24 protein-coding genes are annotated in these 22,858 nt (G+C 45.3%); 19 read left to right on the top strand and 5 right to left on the bottom strand.

All coding sequences use genetic code 11. The features are described from left to right. Positions 1 to 46: 46 nt before the first annotated feature. Positions 47 to 493, bottom strand: a complete 447-nt coding sequence (locus tag V6C11_RS05715; protein ID WP_333530139.1) for a RidA family protein — start codon at positions 491 to 493, stop codon at positions 47 to 49. A 170-nt stretch (positions 494 to 663) separates the two neighbouring features. Here V6C11_RS05715 and gatC point away from each other — a divergent pair, with 170 nt between their 5' ends. From gatC to V6C11_RS05765, 10 genes are all read left to right on the top strand, one after another. Beyond that, on the top strand, positions 664 to 945 hold the full coding sequence (gatC, locus tag V6C11_RS05720) for an Asp-tRNA(Asn)/Glu-tRNA(Gln) amidotransferase subunit GatC (protein WP_333530140.1): 282 nt from the start codon (positions 664 to 666) through the stop codon (positions 943 to 945). An 18-nt stretch (positions 946 to 963) separates the two neighbouring features. Then, the gene (gene gatA, locus V6C11_RS05725; RefSeq protein ID WP_333530141.1) at positions 964 to 2,427 is read left to right on the top strand and encodes an Asp-tRNA(Asn)/Glu-tRNA(Gln) amidotransferase subunit GatA; all 1,464 of its coding nucleotides are present in this window, start codon (positions 964 to 966) and stop codon (positions 2,425 to 2,427) included. 4 nt (positions 2,428 to 2,431) lie between these two features. After that, complete coding sequence (gene gatB, locus V6C11_RS05730) at positions 2,432 to 3,874, top strand: Asp-tRNA(Asn)/Glu-tRNA(Gln) amidotransferase subunit GatB (protein WP_333530142.1); 1,443 nt, start codon at positions 2,432 to 2,434, stop codon at positions 3,872 to 3,874. 266 nt (positions 3,875 to 4,140) lie between these two features. After that, on the top strand, positions 4,141 to 5,274 hold the full coding sequence (nifV, locus tag V6C11_RS05735; RefSeq protein WP_333530143.1) for a homocitrate synthase: 1,134 nt from the start codon (positions 4,141 to 4,143) through the stop codon (positions 5,272 to 5,274). 1 nt (position 5,275) lies between these two features. Then, the gene (locus V6C11_RS05740; RefSeq protein WP_333530145.1) at positions 5,276 to 6,532 is read left to right on the top strand and encodes a 3-isopropylmalate dehydratase large subunit; all 1,257 of its coding nucleotides are present in this window, start codon (positions 5,276 to 5,278) and stop codon (positions 6,530 to 6,532) included. Between the two features lie 9 nt (positions 6,533 to 6,541). Next, the gene (locus V6C11_RS05745) at positions 6,542 to 7,042 is read left to right on the top strand and encodes a 3-isopropylmalate dehydratase small subunit (RefSeq protein WP_333530146.1); all 501 of its coding nucleotides are present in this window, start codon (positions 6,542 to 6,544) and stop codon (positions 7,040 to 7,042) included. Between the two features lie 157 nt (positions 7,043 to 7,199). After that, complete coding sequence (locus V6C11_RS05750) at positions 7,200 to 7,589, top strand: carbohydrate-binding protein (protein WP_333530147.1); 390 nt, start codon at positions 7,200 to 7,202, stop codon at positions 7,587 to 7,589. A gap of 179 nt (positions 7,590 to 7,768) precedes the next feature. Then, a complete protein-coding gene (locus V6C11_RS05755; RefSeq protein ID WP_333530148.1) occupies positions 7,769 to 8,989 on the top strand; it encodes a glycosyltransferase family 4 protein in 1,221 nt (406 codons plus the stop codon). A gap of 26 nt (positions 8,990 to 9,015) precedes the next feature. Beyond that, entirely contained in the window at positions 9,016 to 11,484 is a 2,469-nt protein-coding gene (locus V6C11_RS05760) for a mannose-1-phosphate guanyltransferase (RefSeq protein WP_333530149.1), read from the top strand. Positions 11,485 to 11,631: 147 nt separating this feature from the next. Continuing rightward, on the top strand, positions 11,632 to 12,828 hold the full coding sequence (locus V6C11_RS05765; RefSeq protein WP_333530150.1) for an alanyl-tRNA editing protein: 1,197 nt from the start codon (positions 11,632 to 11,634) through the stop codon (positions 12,826 to 12,828). A 46-nt stretch (positions 12,829 to 12,874) separates the two neighbouring features. Here the strand turns inward: V6C11_RS05765 and trmL are convergent, their stop codons facing one another. From trmL to V6C11_RS05780, 3 genes are read right to left on the bottom strand one after another with little or no spacing between them, the layout of a single operon-like run. Then, positions 12,875 to 13,333 carry a tRNA (uridine(34)/cytosine(34)/5-carboxymethylaminomethyluridine(34)-2'-O)-methyltransferase TrmL gene (trmL, locus tag V6C11_RS05770; RefSeq protein ID WP_333530151.1) on the bottom strand — a complete coding sequence of 153 codons (459 nt, stop codon included), beginning with the start codon at positions 13,331 to 13,333 and terminating at the stop codon, positions 12,875 to 12,877. After that, entirely contained in the window at positions 13,318 to 13,968 is a 651-nt protein-coding gene (nth, locus tag V6C11_RS05775; RefSeq protein WP_333530152.1) for an endonuclease III, read from the bottom strand. The genes trmL and nth overlap by 16 nt, the downstream gene beginning before the upstream one ends. Continuing rightward, on the bottom strand, positions 13,958 to 14,380 hold the full coding sequence (locus V6C11_RS05780) for a CoA-binding protein (protein WP_333530153.1): 423 nt from the start codon (positions 14,378 to 14,380) through the stop codon (positions 13,958 to 13,960). Before V6C11_RS05780 ends, nth begins: the two co-directional genes overlap by 11 nt. A 91-nt stretch (positions 14,381 to 14,471) precedes the next feature. Here V6C11_RS05780 and V6C11_RS05785 point away from each other — a divergent pair, with 91 nt between their 5' ends. Next, complete coding sequence (locus V6C11_RS05785) at positions 14,472 to 14,768, top strand: LysO family transporter (RefSeq protein WP_333530154.1); 297 nt, start codon at positions 14,472 to 14,474, stop codon at positions 14,766 to 14,768. A gap of 4 nt (positions 14,769 to 14,772) precedes the next feature. Then, positions 14,773 to 15,372: a lysine exporter LysO family protein gene (locus tag V6C11_RS05790; protein WP_333530155.1), complete on the top strand. Its 600-nt coding sequence runs from the start codon at positions 14,773 to 14,775 to the stop codon at positions 15,370 to 15,372. A 36-nt stretch (positions 15,373 to 15,408) separates the two neighbouring features. On the opposite strand, the gene V6C11_RS05795 is transcribed toward V6C11_RS05790, so the two are convergent. Further along, entirely contained in the window at positions 15,409 to 16,086 is a 678-nt protein-coding gene (locus tag V6C11_RS05795) for a CPBP family intramembrane glutamic endopeptidase (protein ID WP_333530157.1), read from the bottom strand. Between the two features lie 193 nt (positions 16,087 to 16,279). On the opposite strand from V6C11_RS05795, the gene V6C11_RS05800 reads away from it, so the two are divergent. From V6C11_RS05800 to V6C11_RS05830, 7 genes are all read left to right on the top strand, one after another. Next, positions 16,280 to 16,975 (top strand): DUF4912 domain-containing protein, encoded by a 696-nt coding sequence (locus V6C11_RS05800; RefSeq protein WP_333530159.1) that lies wholly within the window; start codon positions 16,280 to 16,282, stop codon positions 16,973 to 16,975. 14 nt (positions 16,976 to 16,989) lie between these two features. Beyond that, complete coding sequence (locus V6C11_RS05805; protein ID WP_333530160.1) at positions 16,990 to 18,603, top strand: glycoside hydrolase family 57 protein; 1,614 nt, start codon at positions 16,990 to 16,992, stop codon at positions 18,601 to 18,603. Positions 18,604 to 18,825: 222 nt separating this feature from the next. Next, complete coding sequence (bshB1, locus tag V6C11_RS05810; protein ID WP_333530162.1) at positions 18,826 to 19,518, top strand: bacillithiol biosynthesis deacetylase BshB1; 693 nt, start codon at positions 18,826 to 18,828, stop codon at positions 19,516 to 19,518. 2 nt (positions 19,519 to 19,520) lie between these two features. After that, a complete protein-coding gene (gene bshA, locus V6C11_RS05815) occupies positions 19,521 to 20,660 on the top strand; it encodes an N-acetyl-alpha-D-glucosaminyl L-malate synthase BshA (RefSeq protein WP_333530163.1) in 1,140 nt (379 codons plus the stop codon). After that, positions 20,660 to 20,971 carry a putative quinol monooxygenase gene (locus V6C11_RS05820; RefSeq protein ID WP_333530164.1) on the top strand — a complete coding sequence of 104 codons (312 nt, stop codon included), beginning with the start codon at positions 20,660 to 20,662 and terminating at the stop codon, positions 20,969 to 20,971. Before bshA ends, V6C11_RS05820 begins: the two co-directional genes overlap by 1 nt. 42 nt (positions 20,972 to 21,013) lie before the next feature. After that, positions 21,014 to 21,814 carry a C40 family peptidase gene (locus tag V6C11_RS05825; RefSeq protein ID WP_333530165.1) on the top strand — a complete coding sequence of 267 codons (801 nt, stop codon included), beginning with the start codon at positions 21,014 to 21,016 and terminating at the stop codon, positions 21,812 to 21,814. Between the two features lie 240 nt (positions 21,815 to 22,054). Then, complete coding sequence (locus V6C11_RS05830) at positions 22,055 to 22,744, top strand: DUF2225 domain-containing protein (protein ID WP_333530166.1); 690 nt, start codon at positions 22,055 to 22,057, stop codon at positions 22,742 to 22,744. The last annotated feature ends 114 nt before the right edge of the window (positions 22,745 to 22,858 follow it).

Here is a 22,858-nt window from a genome sequence, read left to right on the forward strand (position 1 = left end):
AACAGCTAAAAACAAGGACATGCATACGGCATGTCCTTTGTTCAGCCTATTTTCCACCGCAGCCACAACCGCCGTCGCCGCTTGAGGCGTGTCCATGGCCATGTCCATGGCCTGGTGCAGCAATTACTTCAATTTCTACTCCAACATCCCTGGGTAGACGGGCAACTTGCACCAGGGAGCGGGCAGGAGAGGGATTGGGGAAGTACTCAGCGTAAATCTCATTGATTTTTTCAAAATCATTCATATCCTTGATAAACACAGTGGTTTTCACCACTTGATCCATACGGGCACCGGCGGCCTCCAAAATAGCCTTGACGTTTTCCAGGCTACGACGAGTCTGATCCTGAATGTCACCGGCAACCAGATTGCCAGTGGCAGGGTCAAAGGGGATTTGGCCGGATGTAAAGATAAAAGGGCCAAAAGAAATGGCCTGGGAGTAAGGGCCAATGGCAGCCGGGGCTTTGTCAGTACGAATAACCTTTTTCTCGTGCATAAGCATGCCTCCTTTAAAAAAATATAAAACCTAAAACTAGATTACCCCAATTCCAATATTATAACAGCTAATTTTAAATTTAAAAGATTTCAAATTTATGGTTATATTGCGTTTTATTTGAAAAACTTGGTATAATACTTAACAGTTTTGAGCAAAGGAAGTGTTCTTGATTGATTAGTAAAAAAGATGTTGAGCATGTGGCCTTGCTGGCTCGGCTGGCATTAGAGGAAGAAGAAAAAGAGCTGTACACCCGGCAATTAAATAAAATCCTGGATGCTGCCAAGGCATTACAGGAACTGAATACCGATCATGTGCCTCCTACCGCCCACGTTCTCCCCCTTCAAAATGTCTTTAGGGAAGACAAAATTGGCCAACATATTGACCCCAAAGAAGCCCTGGCCAATGCCCCGGACAAGGAAGAAAACTTCTTTAAGGTACCGAAAATTGTTTAAGAAATAGGAGGGAGATATTTGGAGCTCTTTCAACTCACCGCTCACCAACTTCAACAAATGTTATTAAAAAAAGACATTTCCGCCTTGGATATAACCGAGGTTGTTTTTAAGCGTATTGAACAGGTTGAAGATAAAGTAAAATCCTATCTTACCCTGACCAGGGATCAGGCCGAAGCAAAGGCCCGGCAGGTGGACAAGAAAATTGCCGCCGGGGAACCAATTGGCCCCCTGGCAGGAATCCCCATTGCCATCAAAGACAACCTGTGTACCGAGGGTGTTCGTACCACCTGTGCTTCCAAAATACTGCAAGATTTCATCCCCCCCTACTCAGCCACCTCGGTGCAAAGGGTCCAGGCAGCAGATATGGTGCTGGTGGGGAAAACCAACCTGGACGAATTTGCCATGGGTTCCTCCACCGAAAACTCCGGCTTTCATTTAACGCACAACCCCTGGGATATTGGCAGGGTTCCCGGTGGTTCCAGCGGTGGTTCGGCCGCCGCTGTGGCAGCGGGAGAGGCCATTGTTTCCCTGGGGTCTGATACCGGTGGTTCCATCCGGCAGCCGGCGGCCTTTTGTGGTGTGGTGGGCATGAAACCCACCTACGGCGCTGTATCTCGCTATGGATTGGTAGCCTATGCCTCTTCACTGGATCAAATCGGACCCTTTACCCGGGATGTCACCGATATGGCCCAGGTTCTGAATGTGATCTGCGGCCATGACCCCATGGACAGTACCTCTGCCAATATCAAGCAACCGGATTATACTCAGTATCTAATAAATGATATTAAAGGGATGAAAATTGGTGTACCCCGGGAATACATGGCGGATGGCATTGACCATCCGGTGAAGGAAAAGATTAATGCAGCCATTGAAAAGCTAACTGAATTGGGTGCCTTTGTGGAGGAAACCAGTCTGCCCCATACAGATTACGCCATGCCAGCCTATTACCTAATTGCCACCGCTGAGGCCAGCTCAAATCTAGCTCGCTACGATGGGGTGCGTTACGGCTATCGGGTGAAAGATGCCCACGACCTGGTGGACATGTTTATGCGCAGCCGCAGCCAGGGTTTTGGTGACGAGGTAAAACGTCGGATTATGTTGGGTACCTATTCCCTTTCCGCTGGTTATTACGATGCCTACTACCTCAAGGCTTTAAAGGTACGAACCTTGATCAAACAAGACTTTGATCAGGCCTTTACCAAATACGATGCCTTGCTATCACCCACATCTCCCAGCACGGCTTTTAAAATAGGAGCCATGGTTAATGACCCGATTCAAATGTATCTACAGGATGTTTGCACCATACCCGTGAACTTGGCAGGTATTCCAGCCCTTTCCCTTCCCTGTGGTTTAGCCAATGATTTACCTGTGGGCCTGCAACTGATGGGGAAAGCCTTTGCTGAAGGAACCCTGTTAAGGATTGCCTACACCTTGGAGCAAAACTCTGATTATACTAGGCTCCGGCCAGTTATAGGGGGATAAGCCATTGACTAAGACCTATGAAACCGTTATTGGCATTGAAGTACATGTTGAACTAAAAACGAACACTAAGATTTTTTGCAACTCCACCACCGAATTTGGCGGTGAGCCCAACCATCATGCTTGCCCGGTGTGTTTAGGCCTGCCTGGAACGCTGCCGGTCCTCAATAAAAAGGTTGTGGAATATGCGGTTAGGGCAGCTTTGGCTTTAAATTGCCAAGTGGCCAGCTTTTCTAAATTCGACCGAAAAAATTACTATTACCCGGACCTGCCAAAAAACTATCAGATCTCCCAGTATGATCTGCCCATTGCCGAGCATGGCTACTTGGATATCAAGGTGGGCGACCAGGAAAAACGTATTGGCATTACCCGCTTGCATCTGGAAGAGGATGCCGGCAAACTGGTGCACCAGGGTAATATTGTAACCACACCCTATTCCCTGGTGGATTACAACCGTACCGGTGTGCCCCTCATTGAAATCGTTTCTGAACCGGACCTGAGGTCTTCGGAGGAAGCCCGGGCCTATGTGGAAAAACTGAAGGCCATTATTCAATACACCGGGGTGTCCGATTGTCGTATGGAAGAGGGCAGCCTGCGCTGTGACGTCAACGTCTCGGTTCGTCCAGTAGGCCAAAGGGAATTTGGCACAAAGGCAGAAATAAAAAACCTCAATTCTTTTCGGGCCTTGCAAAGGGCCCTGGAATTTGAAGTAGAAAGGCAAATTAAAGTATTAAATTCCGGGGGTAAGGTTATTCAAGAAACCCGTACCTGGGATGAGGCCAAGGGTATGACCATTTCCATGCGCAGTAAGGAGCAGGCCCATGATTACCGTTATTTTCCTGACCCCGATCTGGTACCCTTGGTGCTGGATCATCAGTGGATTGACTTTATTCGTGAATCCTTGCCGGAACTTCCTGACCAGCGTCGCACACGCTATATGCAGGCATATGGGCTGCCGGAATATGATGCCTCTGTCCTCACCTTAACCAAAGAAATGTCTGACTACTTTGAAGAGGTAATCAAATACTATGATCATCCAAAGGTCATTAGCAACTGGCTGATGGGGGATCTAAGCCGTCTTTTGAATGCCAGCGGCATCGATATCACCCAATGCAAAATAAAACCAGCCAGGTTGGCTGAAATGTTAAAACTTATGGACCAAGGAACCATTAGCGGCAAAATCGCTAAAACTGTCTTTGAAGAAATGTTCAACTCTGGCAAGGACCCGGCAGTTATTGTCCAGGAAAAGGGTCTGGTGCAAATTTCGGATGCAGGTGCCATTGCTTCTGTGGTGGCAGAAGTTATCGCTGCCAACCCTAAATCTGTACAGGATTATCAAGCCGGTAAGACCCAAGCCATTGGTTTCCTGGTGGGGCAAGTCATGAAGGCCACCAGGGGTAAAGCGAATCCCGAACTGGTTAATCGAATTCTCCTTGAAAAACTATCGTAGAAGAAGTACGAACCAAATTAAATCTACTGTCTAAAAAACAGAACAACATAAAGAAACTGTACAAATAAAGTGACTAAAAAACAAAACATAATTACAAGGCAAAAATAGAAGAAATGAAGAGGAAAATTTAAAAAAAAGCAGAATATACCTATAAACAGAAAATCCGAATGTATACAGTATAAATGCCACTTCTGAATACCCATAATCGTGTCATTTATGATAAGATTAACAACATAGTTTGACTTGGAGCTGGAGGTGTTTCTTAAATGGATAAAAGAAAAATATGGATAGTCGATACTACACTGCGTGATGGCGAACAAACCGCCGGCGTGGTGTTTGCAAACAAGGAAAAAGTACGCATAGCGAAATTTCTTGATGAGCTGGGTGTTGACCAGATTGAAGCGGGCATTCCAACCATGGGTGGGGATGAACAAGAGGCCATTAAACAAATTTGCAAGCTGGGCCTAAAGGCCAGCATTATGGGGTGGAACCGACCAGTGATCAAGGATATCGAAGATTCCTTGGCCTGTGGTGTGGATGCTTTGGCTATCTCGATTTCCACCTCGGATATTCACATTAAACATAAACTAAAAACCAGCCGTGAATGGGTACTTGAGCACATGGTTCGGGCCACAGAGTTTGCCAAAAAAGAAGGGGTATATATATCTGTTAACGCAGAGGATGCCTCCCGTAGTGATATGGACTTTTTGATTGAATTTGCTAAGGCTGCCAAACAGGCCGGCGCAGACAGGCTTCGCTATTGTGATACGGTGGGTATTTTAGAGCCCTTTACCTGTTACGATAATATCAAAAAATTAAAAGAAGCAGTGGATATTGAAGTTGAGATGCATACCCACAATGATTTTGGTATGGCTACAGCCAATGCCTTTGCCGGTGTCAAGGCCGGTGCCAATTGGGTGGGTGTAACGATTACAGGTTTGGGCGAAAGGGCTGGCAACTCGCCTTTGGAAGAAGTAGTTATGGCCCTGAAGCACCTCTATGACATCGACTTAAATTTTAAGACCGAGATGTTACGTGAAGTGGCCGAATATGTTGCCATGGCTTCTGGTCGTGAGCTGCACTGCAGCAAGGCCATTGTAGGTTCGAATATGTTTGCCCACGAGTCTGGTATTCATGCCGACGGTGCAATCAAAAACCCCAAAACCTACGAGGCTTTCCAACCTGAAGAAGTGGGCCTGGAGCGTCAAATTGTCATTGGCAAGCACTCTGGCAGTGCTTCTTTAAGAATGAAATTTGCTGAGTACGGCATTGACCTTTCCAAGGAACAGGCCGAGGAATTATTACCCAAGATACGTTCTGCTGCGGTATCGTTAAAACGTACCTTGTTTGATAAAGAACTGGTTTATATATACGAAGATCATTTTGGAAAGAGGGATTAATTTGGGCAAAACAATCATTGAGAAGATACTATCTTCCCACAGTGGCCAAGATTGCCAGGCCAATGACATCGTAGTAGCCCAGGTTGACTTCGTCATGGGGCAGGATGGTACTTCCCCACTGGCTATTCGGGCCTATGAAAATATGGATGGGAAGGAACTGTTCGATCCAGAGAAGGTTGCTTTGGTCATAGATCATAGTTCACCCAGCCCCTTAGAAGGGGTTTCTGCCCTGCATACGATTATGCGGAAATTTGCCAAGCAAAAGGGCTGCCGCCTTTATGATATCGGTGAAGGTGTTTGCCACCAGCTAATTCCTGAAAGCGGTAAGGTTGGTCCGGGCAGTCTGGTTATCGGCGCAGATAGTCATACCTGCACCTATGGGGCTTTAAATGCCTTTTCCACCGGAGTTGGCTCCACCGATCTGTCTGGTGGGCTGGTCTCTGGTAAGATGTGGTTTAAAGTTCCTGAAACAATCAAATTTGTTTGCCATGGTGTACTGCCCAAGGGAGTCTATGCCAAGGATTTGATTCTTTACTTGATCGGTCAAGTCACTGCCGATGGCTGCACCTACATGGCGGCGGAATACACTGGCGAAGCCATTGCTGCCCTATCCATGGAAGGGCGTTTTACAGTGGCTAATATGGCCATTGAAATGGGAGCCAAAGCTGGTCTGATGGAAGCCGATGAAAAAACCTATAATTGGCTTAAACTTCATAGTGATCAAGAGTTTACAGCGGTTTCCGCAGATGAAGATGCCAACTACTATAAAGTACTGGAGTTTGATGTTTCCAACCTGGAGCCTCAGGTGGCTAAACCCCATCGGGTAGATAATGTAGCACCCTTGTCTGAAGTAAAGGGAAAACCGATTCAACAGGCGGTCTTAGGAACCTGTACCAACGGACGCTTGGAAGATTTGCGGATTGCCGCCTCAATTTTAGCCGGCAAACGGATTCACCCGGATGTTCGATTTATTGTGGCACCCGCTTCCCGTAAGATCTACCTGGAAGCGATGGAAGAAGGCGTCATTCAGCGACTGGTAGAAGCCGGTGCAGCAATAGTGACACCTGGTTGTGGTCCCTGTGTAGGCACCCATAATGGTGTTCCTTCGGACGGTGAAACGGTTATATCTACGGCTAACCGCAATTTCAAGGGACGTATGGGTAACAGTAATGCCGAAATTTATCTTGCTTCCCCGGCTGCGGTGGCAGCATCGGCATTGACCGGTGTTATTAGTGATCCCAGAGACTTTGTAAAGTAGGTGAAGCCGATGAAATTTCAAGGAAAAAGTCATAAGTTTGGCAACGATGTCAATACCGACTATATCATCTCAGGTAAATATAAATTTAAGACCCTCGATATGAATGAATTGGCAAAGCATGTCATGGAGGATTTAGATCCCGATTTTTACAATAAAGTTACTGCCGGTGATTTTATCGTTGCTGGCAGCAACTTTGGCTGCGGTTCCTCCAGGGAGCAAGCACCCCTGGCCATTAAACATGCCAATATCAGTGCAGTTTTAGCTAAATCCTTTGCTCGAATTTTTTACCGCAATGCCATTAACACTGGTTTACCCGTACTGGAATGCGACACAGATCTAATTGACCCAGGTGACGTACTGGATGTTGACCTGACCCAGGGCACCATCATTAACCGGACCAAGGATATTGAAATTGCCGTAAAGCCATTACCAAATGTTATGATCAAAATTCTTAATGATGGTGGATTGGCACCTCATTTTCGTAAATACGGCGGGTTTAATTTTGATTAGTAGAAAGCTTGAAAGTAAAACAAAACCACCCTTGGGTGGTTTTGTTTTTTGAAAAAATGGATGGTTTTGCCCAAAGTCATAATAATTACCTCCAATAAAGATTGATGGGTTTTCAGATAATAATGATGATTTCCAATGTAAATGAGGAGGTGTTTTAATGTCAAATAGAACTAATTTTGGAGAACCATCCATGGGTGCCTATCGGTTAAGGGAAATGCATGAAGCCCAATTCCCCCAAGGTGTGGTGGTGGATCCCACACCCATTACTGCTGGACAAGATATATTGGTATTTTACGATGGGCTGTTAGCCAAGGAAGGTGCTCAGGAGGTATACCTGCACTGTGGTTTCGGCAACAGCAATCAATGGAATGCTGTTCATGATCACAGAATGGCGAAAACCGGTTATGGTTTTGTCAAAACCTTGACCATGCCAGATGCTCATGCCCAGTTTAGTTTTTGTTTCCATGACAATGCCATGAACTGGGATAATAATTCAGGTAAAAACTGGGTTTTCCAGGTTCACAATGGTACCATGAACTGTCATTAATAAAAAACCCCTACCGAAAAATCGGTAGGGGTTTTTAAGAATCTATAGCGAGCCGCCGGTTGTTGAAAAGCGGATCGATGATCGCAAATCTTTTACCGTCAGGTCATAAAAACTATCCGAATGGTAAATACTAGCTACTATTAATTTGTCGAAGGGTGTGTGAAAGATTGAGGGTAGTTATGTTTTCTTGGGAGTACCCGCCCTTAAGTGTTGGTGGGTTGGCTCAGCATGTCTATGATCTAACGAGTGCCATGGCAAAACAGCAGCAGGAGATTCATTTAATAACCCGTGGCAACCCTGATACACCAGCCTATGAAGAAGTGAACGGAGTGCATGTTTACCGGGTAAACCCCTTTAAGGTATCTTCTACAGACTTCATTACCTGGGTCATGCAATTGAATATGGCCATGATTGAAAAAGCCACTTCATTGTTTCAGGAATTGGATCAGATTGATATTATCCATGCCCATGATTGGTTAGTGGCCTATGCTGCAAAGGTATGTAAACATTCCTATAAAATCCCCTTGATTGCTACCATCCATGCCACTGAGTGGGGGAGAAATAACGGACTACACAATGATCTGCAAAGACACATTAGTGATATTGAATGGTGGTTAACCTATGAATCCTGGCGAGTAATATGCTGCAGTCAATACATGCGGGGACAGCTTTATCATATTTTTCAGCTTCCAGAGGACAAATTAAATGTTATACCCAATGGGGTTGAGCCAAAGGGGTTTCAATACAACCCTCAAAGCCCCATAAAACGAAGTTCCTATGCAAATCCCCAAGAGAAAATTGTTTATTATGTGGGGCGGTTGGTACCTGAAAAGGGAGTCCAAATATTAATAGAAGCGATTCCTAAAATATTACATTACCACCCCGATACAAAATTTGTGATAGCTGGGAAAGGACCCTTTGAAGGAAACTTAAGAAATAAAGCCGCGGAAATGGGTGTTTTCAATAAGGTATACTTCACAGGTTACGTGGATGATATGACCCGTAATAGTTTATATCATTTTGCAGACGTGGCGGTTTTTCCCAGCCTTTATGAACCCTTTGGCATTGTGGCCCTGGAAGCAATGGCAGCCCAAACAACGGTGGTGGTATCGGATAATGGTGGTCTGGGGGAAATTATCCAACACGGGATTAATGGCATGAAGTCCTATACGGGCAATGCCAATTCATTGGCGGACAGTATTTTGCATTGTTTATTGGATAACAACTCAGCCCAGCAAATGAAAAAAACAGCTTACCGTGATGTTCTTGAGAAATACAACTGGCAGACCATTGCCCGGCAAACCTTAGAGGAATACCGGAAGGTTAAAGATGCTGACCAAGGGGCTCCTTGGAAAGTATTTAACCGTACTAAACTATATGGCCAGGTTGTAAGGCAATAAATACACGAGACAATGGAGTGATTTCTTTGAAGGCTATTATTATGGCGGGTGGCGAAGGTACGAGGCTAAGGCCTTTGACATGTGGTCTGCCCAAACCCATGATGCCGGTATGTAATCGCCCGATGATGGAACATATAATTGAGTTATTAAAAAAGCATGGCATATCCGAAATCGGAGTAACCTTACAATATCTGCCCGAGGCCATCAAAGGTTATTTTGGTAACGGTTCAGAGTTTGAGGTGTTTATGCGTTATTACGTGGAGGAAGTACCACTGGGAACGGCTGGCAGTGTTAAAAATGCCCAGGAATTTCTCGATGAAACCTTTGTGGTGATCAGTGGTGATGCCTTAACGGATTTGGACCTAAGTAAAGCCATAGCGTTTCACCGAAAAAAAGGTGCCATTGCCACATTGGTCTTAACACCAGTGGCGATCCCACTGGAATATGGCGTAGTCATCACAGACAAAGAAGCCAGGATCACACAATTTTTAGAAAAACCCGGTTGGGGTGAGGTTTTTAGTGATACGGTTAATACCGGTATTTATATTTTAGAACCGGAAGTTCTTGACTATTTCAAACCAGGACAAAAATTTGACTTTAGTAAAGATTTATTTCCTATTTTATTAAAAGAAAAACAGCCCTTGTTTGGCGTTTCCTTAGCTGGCTATTGGTGTGATATTGGCAATCTGCAACAATATGTCCAGGCACATCAAGATTGTTTAACTGGAAAGGTATCCATAAATATACCGGGCCAACAATTGGCACCGGGGGTTTGGGTGGGGGAAAACACACAAATCCAGCCCGGTGCTGAAATTAAAGGGCCAATACTAATTGGGGATAATTGTAAAATTGGTTCGGGTGCTTTGATCGATACCTATTCGGTCATTGGTAACAATTGCCTCATGGGTGAACAGGCTACGGTAAAGAGAAGTGTCCTTTGGGACAATGTTTACCTGGGCCATGGATCAGCCTTGAGAGGTGCTGTACTGGGGAGCAGCGTCAAAATAAATGCCAATGCCTCGGTATACGAAGGTGCTGTCATTGGCAGTGGCTCCATTATTAAAGAACGGGCATTGTTGAAGCCGGATGTAAAACTTTGGCCGGATAAAGTGGTGGAGGCAGGGGCAACTGTCGCAAGCAGCCTGGTTTGGGGCACTGCCAAGCCGAAAAGTCTCTTTGGCCTTGAGGGAATCACAGGTCTAACCAATATTGATATTACTCCCGAATTTGCCACCCGGGTTGGTGCGGCCTTTGGTACGAATATGCCGATTGGCACCAGGATTGGGTTATCCTGTGACCGTTATGCTGTCTCCCAGATGATCAAAGAGGCACTGGCCTGTGGCCTACAGTCCACTGGTATTGAAGTGGTGGATTTTAACACAGGAACCACCCCCATGCATCGGTATGCGGTACAGAGTAACCAGTGTCAAGCAGGTATTCACGTAAGGGTTAGTTCAAAGTGGGTGGATAAGATCAATCTGCTTTTTACCAATGAAAGGGGCGGCAACATATCCAGGGGCCAGGAACGGAAGATAGAAAACACCTTGGCCAGGGAAGATGTCCGTAGAGTAGAGGTACAAAGGATTCTGCCTCCTATCACCATACCTCAAGTGGCAGACTCCTATATGGAGCATTTGCTTGGGGGTATTCATACCGAGACCTTTAAGAAGATTGGCCAACGTGTGGTTTTATTATACGACCGGCATAGTTTAGACCCCTTTGTGGCCGGCACACTTGCTTCTTTAGGCATCACCTTGGATAATCTGGAGGTAGATCAGACCCCGCAGGAACCGAGGAATTGGTACTGGTATGAGAATTATTTGCAAGACTTGGCCACAGCCGTACAGAATAAAGGCGGAGTCGCCGGGGCAGTTATTGATCCCAATGGCGATCGGTTAATCCTGCTGGATGGCTTGGGTAATGTGATTAGTGATGAGATGCTGACAGCCCTCATTTCGCTGATCATTTTAAAAGAAAATGCCGGGCCTGTTATTGTGCCGGTAACGGCACCCAAAGCCATCGATGAACTGGCTCATAGGTACCGGGGCAGTGTTGTTCGTACAAAAACCTCACAGCAAGACTTTCTGAATAAGATCATGAATCATCAAATATTAAATAATGAGACAGCGCAACATTATTTAATGAATTTTGATGCCCTATTAGCCTTGCTCAAGATACTTGAGTTTTGTGCCAGGGAAGGTATTTCCCTGGAGGAATTGATGAAAGAAATACCAAGCTTTTTTTTAAATCAAAAAGAGGTGGAGGTTCCCTGGGAAGCCAAAGGAAGGGTTATTCGAAGCATAATCGAAGAGCAAGCCAATGAAATGGAGCTATTGGATGGGGTTAAAGTATATCATAATAATGGTTGGGCTCTGGTCTTACCTGATCCCGAAGAACCCCTCTGTAGAATATTTACCGAAGGGGACTCCATGGAGATTGCAGAAGAATTAACTCATTTCTATACCCATAAGATCAGGCAAATCGTTTCAAGCTAGACTGGAATAATGCGGCTGTGAGGTGTTCTCACTGCCGCATTTTATTATTATATGTAATAAAGTTGACAATGCGATAACAAGGAATTTTCAAAACTTTGTCGAAAGGTATGTTCAATAGTTCACAATCCTGGAGAGGGGATGATAGCTTTGACAGGAATATATCAGGTGGATCCCTACCTGCTGCAATATAGAACTTGTGTTAAGGGGTTTATCGAGGAAGAAGGAAAGACCGGTATTTTATTTGAAGAAACCATCTTTTACCCGGAGGGTGGCGGCCAACCCTCCGATCGGGGAAACCTGGTCTGTGTTGCCCGCCGCACTTCCCATGAGGTAATCTATGTGGAGCAAAGGCCGGAGGGGATTGTCCACTGGATTGCAGGGGATATCATACCTGTTGTAGGGGCGGAGGTTTTAATGACCGTAGATGCAGAAATGCGTCGGGATCATATGCAGCAGCATCATGGCCAGCATATTCTATCCGCTGTTTTTGAACGTGATTACCATTGGGAAACAGTGGGCTTTCATTTGGGAAGTGAGATCTCCACCATCGACTTGGCAGTGGGAGATATTTCACCGGAGGTTCTCCAAGCGGTAGAGCTTGAGGTTAATCGAATTATTATGGAAAACATTCCGGTAAAAACAGAGTGTTTTCAGCGGGAGGAGCTTAGTAAGGATTTAATAAAGAAACTTCCGATGGATCAAAGGGAAGTTCGCTTGGTCATCATATCGGGTATTGATGAAAACGCCTGTTGTGGCACTCATCCCAGGAGTACAGGTGAAGTTGGTCCATGTAAAATTTTAAAAACCGAACGAATTAGGGGGAATGTGAGGCTATACTTTATTTGTGGCGCAAGAACGATTACCTGGATGGGCAAAACTTTGGCAGAGTTACAACAATTGGAGAAGGTCATAGGTGCTTCTGGCAGTGAAGCCATTGGAAGATTGGCAAAGAGAGAGGCGGAACTTAAGAAACTCCAGAAGGAACGCAAGGAATTGCTAGGCCTAAAGTATCGATATATGGCAGAGGAATTAGCAGCGGAGGCATTTTTTACAGGTGAGACAAGGATTTTGCTGAAGTATTTTCCCCAAGGGGATATGGATCTGCTGCGTGGCATAGCTGCCGCCTGGTGCAATCAGCCTAAACAAGTAGCTGTACTTTTGGGTGGAACGGGACCCTTTGATGTTGTACTTGCCAGGGGCCAGGAGGTAACAACTGCCATGAATACCTTAGCAACGGAACTATGGCCGATCCTCAAAGGTAAAGGCGGCGGCAATGCGGAGCTGGTTCAAGGAAAGGCCGAGGAATTGCCACTGGAGAAAGTAAAGTTAGCCCTTAGCCGTTAGTCCTTCGTTTAAAGCCAAAGCTAAAATGCCACCCGGCAGGGTGGCATTATGTCATGTTCGGAAAGTTATGCTGTCTGAGGGCTTCGAAGATGGCGATGGCTACGGAGTTTGATAAATTTAAAGACCGTACCTCCCCTAACATGGGGATTCTTAAGCAATGGTCCGGGTTAGCTGCTAAAAGCTCCTTGGGTAGCCCGGCAGTTTCTTTACCAAAGACAAGAAAATCATTTTCTCCGAAGGATGCCTGGTGATAAGGTCTGCCGCCTTTGGTGGTAAAATACCAGAAGCATCCCTCGGGATATTGCTGCTGTAGGGCGGCAAAGCTTTTGTGATAATGTAGGTCCAGTAAATGCCAGTAGTCTAAACCGGCTCTTTTTAAATAACGATCATCGGTAGAAAAACCCAGGGGTTCTACTAGGTGCAGGCTGGCACCAGTGATCGAGCAGGTACGGGCAATGTTGCCGGTATTAGCTGGAATTTCCGGCTCTACTAAAACGATGTGCATGAAATCTCCTCTTTCTTAGGAGCCGTTGGGCAAAGATCAACTAAAGGGCATTGGCAGCAGCGGGGTTTGCGGGCATCACAAACCTTTCTGCCATGCTGAATTAGCCAGTGATGGCAGGGTTGCCACAATTCGGGCGGTATTTTCCCGCATAATTCTTTTTCAACTTGTTCCGGTGTTTTACCAGAGGCAAGACCCAGGCGATGGGCCAAGCGTTGAACATGGGTATCCACCGGAAAGGTTTGATGTCCAAAGGCGACTCCTAAAACGACATTTGCTGTTTTTCTGCCCACACCGGGCAGTTTTTCTAATTCATCACGATTTTGAGGAATTTCTCCGTGGTAATTTTCCACCAGCAGGCGGCTGGTTGCCACAAGAAATTTACTTTTGTTTCGGAAGAGTCCGCAACCCTTAATATGTTCTGCCAGTTCATCCGGTGTTAAGGCAGCCATGGCTTCCGGCGTATTGTACCTCTCAAAAAGCTTGGCGGTGATTTTATTTACCTGGGCATCCGTGCTTTGGGCGGATAAGATTACCGCCACCAGCAATTCAAAGGGTGTGCGATATTTCAAATCTGTGCTGGCATTGGGATAGGTATTGGCCAAACGGCCAAGGATTTGTTCTACCCTATTTGTCATCGGGAAAAAGCCTGCAATGATCAACCTTAATGCATAGGTTTTGAATAAATTCTAGCCCGGCAGCGGTGGCTAGCTGTGCCGCAGCATCATTCGAGATACCTAGTTGAAGCCAAATAGCCTTGGGTTTTAAGGGGAGCGCTTCCTCTACCACCGGGGGGGTATCTTCACTCTTTCTAAATACATTGACCATGTCCACCTGGTAAGGAATATCCGCCAGGGTTTTATAAGCCTTTTCGCCCAGAACTTCGGCTATTCTTGGGTGTACAGGGATGATCCGATAACCATGCTGCTGTAGGTATTGGGCCACCTTATAGCTATCCCGATGGGGCTTGTCCGAGAGACCAACCACGGCAATGGTTTTGCACTGGGTTAAGAGCTCCTTAATTCTTTCATCGCTGGGGTTTTGATACATGTAGGTTCCTCCTTTAGATAAATGATTGACCAGGATTTTCCTGGCGTGCTAAAGTATTATTGTTTGTTATTTTAGACAGGGGGTGATGATATTGGTTCCAGTACTAGTTGCGGTGGCCCTGGGTGTACTTGTGGGGCACTTAAATATATTGGCTCTCGGCTCAAAGACAATTGGCAAGTTTACAACCCTTTGTCTTATTATCATGCTATTGACCATGGGTGCTCAGTTGGGTGCCAATGATAAATTACTGGCTGATTTGGGTCGTATGGGATATCAAGCACTGCTTTTAGCACTCGGCAGCATTATCGGCAGTGTTTTCTTTGTTCGTTTGGCAGAAAACCAGATCAACCGTCAATTACGTCGTCCGAATAGTGAAGGAAGTGAATAATACCATGACCTGGATTATACTGGGTGCTGTGGTGCTGGGCATAGCCCTGGGAAATTGGATAATACCAGAACAATATGTACAACACATGGGTGGGGTTACCACAACCGCCCTTTACCTATTGCTTTTTGCCATTGGTATTGACCTTGGCCGTCAGAAGGAAGTCTGGATTAGGCTGTGGAATATGGGCTGGCGCATCGTATTGTTACCCCTTCTGGTGGCTGTGGGAAGTCTTGCCGGGGCCTCTATCACTGGCTTGTTCATAGGGTTGCCATTCAATGAGGCTTCTGCCATCGGTGCAGGTTTTGGCTGGTACACCTTATCAGGTGTTTTACTAACAGAGATATATAATGTGGAAACTGGAACCTTAGCATTCATTACCAATGTGGCCCGTGAATTACTAACCTTTATTACTGTGCCCTTGGTGGCCCGGCATATTGGCAGACTTTCAGCAGTGGCTCCCGGTGGTGCAACCACCATGGATACCACCTTACCATTGATTACCAAAGCCACTGGCTCAGATATGGCCGTCATTGCATTTATTAACGGCTCCATATTAACTGCTCTGGTTCCCCTGCTAGTACCGTTCTTGATTAACCTCTCCTAGAGATAATAACACATCAACAGGGGTGTTTCCAGCACTTTAACTGCCAAGGTATACCATAATCAGCCGGGCACTGTTGACCAGACCGTGTGCTATGATGCCGGGCAAGAGGGAGCCGGTGATATAATATATTGCGGCTAGACCGGCTCCCACCACGGCTATTTGGACAAACCAAATGCCGCTTAAATGAGCCAAGGAAAAGAAGAGAGCGCTGATGACGATACCAAACAGCCAACCCCAGCGTTTGGCAAAGGCTTGCAAGGCCATACCTCGATAATAGATCTCCTCGGCAAAGGGTACCAAAATACCTCCGATAAAGAGTGGCCAAAGCAAATCCAGTGGTCTTTTGGCGTCAGCAGTGGCTTTTACCAAAGGATTGGTACCGATATCCGCAGCCAAAAAAGCAACCAGAGCACGCTGGCTACCTTCGGCTAATATAAAAAGCAGAACCCCTCCCACAACCCCAAAAACAACCTGTCTGCCTAAATCCCGAAAATGCAGTCCAAGCTTAGCAATACTGCTTTTCCTGGATACGAAATAAAGAGTAAGGCTTATCAAAATCAGCCGATCCAAAATTTCCACCAGCCGGGGTGAAATCCCCGGCACAAGAGGCAGTACGAGCTTAGCAAACAGGTAGACCAGGGCTATACGAAAAATAAATACCCATATTACATCGGTTATGCCCCAAATATTTTTAAAATTATTGTTATCTAACATAAAAAACCCCCAGTAAGGCAATCTTTATCATAATCAGTCATTTATAACCAGTGATGAAAAATTATAAAGGCAATTTTGCTGGGCAATACTAAGTGAAGTCTCGCTTTAGGTTTAAAATTTCCTCAATCCGTCCTTTTTAGTATAAAAGGGGTTAACGTTTGCATGTAATATTTTGCCAAGGAGGGTAAAGAAAATGGACAATTTTTGGATTTCGTTCCCCGTACTCCTAGCATTGGCAGCATTGGTTTTTTTCTTACTACCTCGATTCGACAAAACTGCCGATGTCCTGAAAAAACCTGAGTTACCGCAAAGAAATCGGGAGGAAGAATTTGCCCAGGAGATTTCCCCTATAAAATCAGCTGAGTCGGTATCTCATATCGAAGAAGATCCATTTATACCCCATTATTATGGTGTCAATCGCTTGGTGGCAGTGGCCAAGGATCCCAATTGGTTATATTCCTACTGGGAGGTAAGCAACGGAAAAATAAAGGAGTTTATCCATTTGTATGGGGAAGAAGCCTGGCAAACCTCCAAACAAGTGCTTCGGGTTTATGACATTACTGGCACGACAAAGGATGACCCTTGCAGTTGGCAGGAGATTAGCCCGGATCCCTTTGCGGATAACTGGTTTGTGGAGGTTGGTCAGCCGGAACACAGCTTTTTCCTGGAGTTAGGACGTATATTAGCCGACGGCAGATATATTAAATTGCTGACTTCCAACACGGTGTCAACGCCCCGGGCATCGATTTCGGAACGTACGGATGAGCAGTGGGTGGGGATTGATGAACTTTATAATAAACGCATTTTTTATGGTTTTAGCTCGACTATGCTGACTGATATGGGAATTGAATCCCCAGAGTGTAGTTCAAAAAAACATAATAATTCTTAAAGGGGGTTTGTTCCTTGGCAAAGGGTTACTTGTCAATCGTATTGCATGCGCATTTACCCTATGTAAGACATCCGGAAAGCGAAAAATACCTGGAGGAAAATTGGTTTTATGAAGCCTTAACGGAAACCTATATTCCTATGGTCGATGTGTTTAATAGACTATCCTATGAAAATATACCCTTCCGTTTAACTTTTTCTATTTCGCCGCCTTTGTTATCGATGTTTACGGACCCATTATTACAGGAACGATATATTCGGTATCTTAATAAATTAATGGAACTGGCCCAAAAGGAAGAAGCCCGTACCGATGGTACACCCTTTCACAGTGCAGCTTTAATGTATAAGAGAAGGTTCCAACGGGCCTATGATATTTTTGTTCATGAAAATAATTGTAATTTGATGAATGCCTTTAGGCAGTTACAAGAAAATGGGCATTTGGAAATTACTACTTGTGCTGCCACCCATGGGTTCTTACCGATTATGATGACGAATCGAGAAGCTGTCAGGGCCCAAATTGAAACTGCGGTTAATTTACATAAAAAACATTTGGGTCGTGCACCGGAAGGCATTTGGTTACCGGAATGCGGTTATAGTCCCGGTGTGGATGAGCATTTAAAGGAGTATGGACTGAAATATTTTTTTACCGACAGCCATGGATTATTATATGCCTATCACCGCCCCCGCTTTGGCAATTTTGCACCAATTTTTTGTCCCACCGGGGTTGCGGCCTTTGCCAGGGATATTGAAAGTTCCAAACAGGTTTGGAGTTCTGACGAGGGTTATCCTGGCGATGCGGATTACCGTGAATTTTACCGTGATATTGGCTATGATCTTGATTTTGATTATATAAAGGAATACATTCACCCGGATGGGATAAGGACTCATACCGGCTTGAAGTACCACCGTATTACAGGCAGGGTAGATCTGTCTGACAAACAGCCCTATTACCCTGATTGGGCTATGCGGAAGGCAGAAATACATGCAGGAAACTTTCTTTTTAACAGGGAGAAGCAAATTGAGCATCTAGCCTCTTTAATGGAACGACAGCCGATCATCGTGGCACCCTATGATGCAGAGTTATTTGGTCACTGGTGGTTTGAAGGACCCAGTTGGCTGGAATTCTTGATCCGAAAGATGGCCGGTAACCCGACGGTTAAATTAATTACCCCCTCCGATTACCTGCGCCAGTATACCAGTAATCAAGTAACCATACCCTGTCAATCCACCTGGGGTAGTGCTGGTTATAACGAAGTCTGGTTAAATGAAAAAAATCATTGGATTTATCGCCACCTGCACATGGCGGCGGATCGCATGACAGAATTGGCCGACATGTTTCCACAGGCCGAAGGAAATCTGCGACGGGCCTTAAACCAGGCGGCGAGGGAGCTTTTATTGGCACAAAGCAGCGACTGGGCCTTTATTATTTCCACTGGTACCATGGTTTCTTACGCCATACGCAGAACAAAACAGCATTTAGCGAATTTTTTAAGGCTCTATAATGAAATAAAATACTGCCGGATTGATGAAGGATTTGTAGCTCACCTGGAGTGGCAAAACAATATTTTCCCGGATATTGATTACCGTTCCTGGCGAAGCAGGAATTATCGGCAGCAAGCGGCTATTTGTTAACCTGCGTTTAACCATCCGTCTTTGTCATTGAGCGGTAGTGAAGTATAAAGGGTATACCCAAGATCCTTTGCTGCCGCTCGGATAACATTTAATTGCTTATCCTTGGTGCCGCTTACAGCACGGAAATTCAGCCGTGTTATTATTTTTAGGTGCAAGGAATTTTTAACTAACTACCGAATAACTTTAGGCAAAGGGAGTTGGTGAACTATAGAGATCGATGTATTGGCAATTGGGGCACACCCAGACGATGTCGAGGTGGGGGCGGGGGGTTTAGTGGCAAGGTTTGTTCACCAGGGAATCAGGGTAGGGATTGTTGATCTTGCCGCGGGTGAAATGTCAACAAATGGCACGGTAGAGGAGCGCCGCCAAGAGGCACAAAGGGCGGCCCTGATGCTGGGTGCAGTATGGCGCAAATGTTTAGGTTTGCCCGATCGGGATATTGCCTTGATAAAAGAGAACGTTCAAGCATTGGTGACATTGATTCGTGAGAGCAAACCCCAATTAATTATTTGTCCCTATTGGGAGGATCGACACCCTGATCATGTAAATGCTGCAAAATTAACGGCTGAGGCTAATTTTGATGCAGGGTTAAAAAGGATTGCCCCGCATTTACCACCCCATCGTGCTAAATATATTTGGCATTATTTTTTGTCCACGGCAGTGGAACCACAGTTTGTTGTGGATGTGAGTCCCTTTTATGAGATAAAAAGAGCCGCCATTAAGGCACACCAAACACAATTTGGCAAAGACAGGGAGCAACAGACCTTTTTAAATACTGGTCCTGGGAGTATGCTTTCCATAATTGAAAGTAGAGATCGCTTTTATGGTGCACGAACAGGATGTATGTATGGTGAAGGATTTATTACAACCGCTCCTTTGGCAGTGAAGGATCCTTCTCTCTTAATGGGGGTGTAGTAATGAACATCGGTATACTATGCCATGCAACCTGCGGGGGAAGTGGTGTGGTAGCTGCAGAAATAGGGAAGAACTTAGCCACTAAAGGACATCAGGTTCATTTTATCTCCATCGGTCATCCCTTTCGCCTGAGAAATTATCAAAAAAATATTTTTATCCATGAGGTAGGAGCCTTTCATCACCCACTTTTTGAGGTTCCTCCTTATTTTATTAGTCAAGTGAATAAAACAGTAGAGGTATTAAGGAGCTGCCAATTGGATCTGCTGCACGCCCATTATGCAGTACCTCACTCCCTAGGGGCACATTTGGCCAGGCAAATTCTTGGTCAATATATTCCGCTTATTACCACTCTGCATGGTACCGATACCTCACTGGTGGGGGCCCACGAAGAGTTTTATGAGACTACCCGCTATAGCTTGGAAGTCAGTGATTTAGTTACCGTGGTTTCTAATTTTTTATCTGAACAAACTCGTAAAACATTTAATTATACAAAGGAACTACCCGTTTTTTATAATTTTGTTGATACGGAGGCCTTCCGACCCTCCCGGGGAATGGAACGGAAACTTCTTGCCAATGAAGATGAAGGGATCATCATACATATATCAAATTTTCGACCGCTCAAAAGGGTGCTTGATGTGATTCATGTCTTTAACCAAGTAAGGCAAAAACGCAGGGCTCGGTTAGTCCTAATCGGTGATGGTCCTGATATGCCTGCGGTACAAAAGCTTACACAAAATTTAGGTTTGGTTCGGGAAGTTACCTTCCTTGGTCAGGTGGATCATGTTGCACCTATTTTGGCATTGGCAGATGTCATGTTATTTCCCTCCAGTTGTGAGAGTTTTGGCCTAGCGGCACTGGAAGCTTTAGCCTGCGGTGTTCCTGTGGTGGCCTCCCGATCCGGGGGGATTCCAGAGGTTGTCGAGCATGGTCAAGTGGGTTTTCTCACAGAGGTGGGAAATGTGGCGGAAATGACCAAATACACCTTACTGTTATTGGAAAATAAGGATTTAAAGGAAAAGATGTCGCTCAATGCCAGGAACCATGCCGTTCTTAAGTTTAATGCGGCATATTGGGTGGAAAAATATGAAGGTATTTACCAGTTCGTATTACAACAAAAACCAGCTTTCAGAGGAGGATTATGATGCAAGTTATCACATTTGGAAAATTTGAAGCCCAGGAAGGTCACGGGGATGAACTTCGGAACGTCATCCAGGAACATATGAAATGTTTAAATAATCAACCAGGACTGGTGCATGGATATGTGGCTAGGTCTCAAGGGAACGGTAATAAGTTTGTGGTGATCTCTATCTGGGAGAATGAAGAAGCGCAGCAAGCAGCAATGGGCAAATTAAGCAGTGACCCCGGGGCCACTGCTGGATTTCTTCAACTCATGCAATTGATAGAGGGTCAACCGGACTTTGGAAATTATGTTGTAGAGAGCATAACCAAATAAACTGCCGAATATTGTGTAATAAAAGGGCAGAGGGATGATTCTATGATGGATCTCAGAGAGGTAGAAGTGGGGACCACTGTAATCACGTCGGTGTCTGTGGCTGATATCTTGGAACAACCTGAGGCAGGGGTTCCCCTGGTTACTCAACAGTTAATGGGGTGGCCAGCCCTTGTTATGGGTGTTGAGGGGGATTGGCTTCATCTACAATGTCACGACGGTTCCCCCGGCTGGGGCAAGGTGGATCATTTCTGTCTCTCAAAGTGGCCCCAGGAAGCTGTAGCCATACAGGTTACTAAGCCTGCGGCCGGATTAAGCCGTCACCCCTTATGCACCAGCGATCGTTTTTGTACGTTATTTATGGGAAGTATATTGCCGGTGGTGGGACAGGAAAACCAAAGATTAAGGGTTGTCTTACCGGGAAAAAAGTATGCATTTTTAGACAAGGATGCCACGAACATGATGCCCCAGGGTGGATTTGGCCAAAGCAAAGGTGTATTAATGGCCGCAGGACTCTTAGCCGGGGCTCCTTACCTTTGGGGGGGCATGACCGTGCGGGGTTTTGATTGTTCTGGCCTTACTTATATGGCCTATTTCAGCAATGGCTACCAACTACCCAGGGATTGTCAGGATCAGTTTAAGGTAGGTAAGCCTGTGCAAAAAGAGGAACTTACAGAGGGGGATCTGGTGTTCTTCTCTACCATTGAGCCGGGTCCCTCACATGTCGGGATATACCAGGGGGATGGTTTATTTATCAATGCCCGCAGTAAAGAAGGAGTAACGGTTACCTCCTTTAATGATCATTTTTTTAGCGGGCGATATTTAGGTGCGAGAAGATACCTTTAGCCGGCAGCTATTAGCCGTTAGCGGCATCAGCAAAGAAGGAAAACTTTGTGTCACCCTGAGGGACAGTGAAGGATCTTGGCGTTAACCTATCTAATGAAGGAAAGATCCGTCGCTATCGCTCGGGATGCCATAGGTTTATGGTAGTCCGGTAATTAGGCTAAAAGCGAATGACTAAAATTGACCAATCCGTTTCAGTTATTTGCTATAATATAGGTATCATGTTTTTTGGAGAGGAATATTATGCAAATTAATGAAGATATGATCTTCCAGGTAAAAGTAACTTGCCCGAATTGTGGACAAGAATTTATGCATCCTGAAGTTAAAACTAGATACATTGTGGTAGAAAAGCAGGACAGTGATCTTTGTGCCCATTACACAGGCATTAACCCGGTATTTTATGATGTTATGGTCTGTCGTTATTGTGGCTTTTCCTTTACGAAGGAAACAAACAAAGCCCTCTCGGAACAGGAAAAAACCACAATCAACACGATCTTAGCCAACTGGCCTAAGGATGGGGCGCAATACGGCGGCCTGAGAACCCTCGACCAAGCCATTAAGGTTTATAATAAGGCCATTGTTTGTCAGGAACTAAGAAATGCCAAGGATTCTGTGAAGGGTTCTTTATACCTTCGCTTGGGCTGGCTTTATCGTTATCAGGGCAATAAAAATAATGAAGATCAGTCCCTGCTGCGGGCCTTAGAATTTATGAGACGAGCCTACGAAAGGGAGACTTCATCAGACGCCAAAAAGGAATTGCGTATGATGTATTTAATTGGGGATCTGTCATACCGAAGTGGTGATTTTGGGGGGGCAGTCAAGTGGTTTCATTCCGTTACCAACCATCCCGCAGCTAACAGCTATCCAGTTTTCAGCAGAATGGCTCGATCCCGTTGGCAGGATATCCGTGAACAAATGCAGCGACAGAAATAAATTTTATAGATTACCGTTAGACTGTGCGACAGGGAGATCAATCTCTCTGTCGCATTTCTTACACTGGCAGAAATATAAGATTTTAAAGATCATATTATTAAGAAAAGCTAAGGC

The organism is Desulfotomaculum sp. 1211_IL3151 (assembly GCF_036763075.1).
Lineage (GTDB): Bacteria > Bacillota > Desulfotomaculia > Desulfotomaculales > Desulfotomaculaceae > Desulfotomaculum.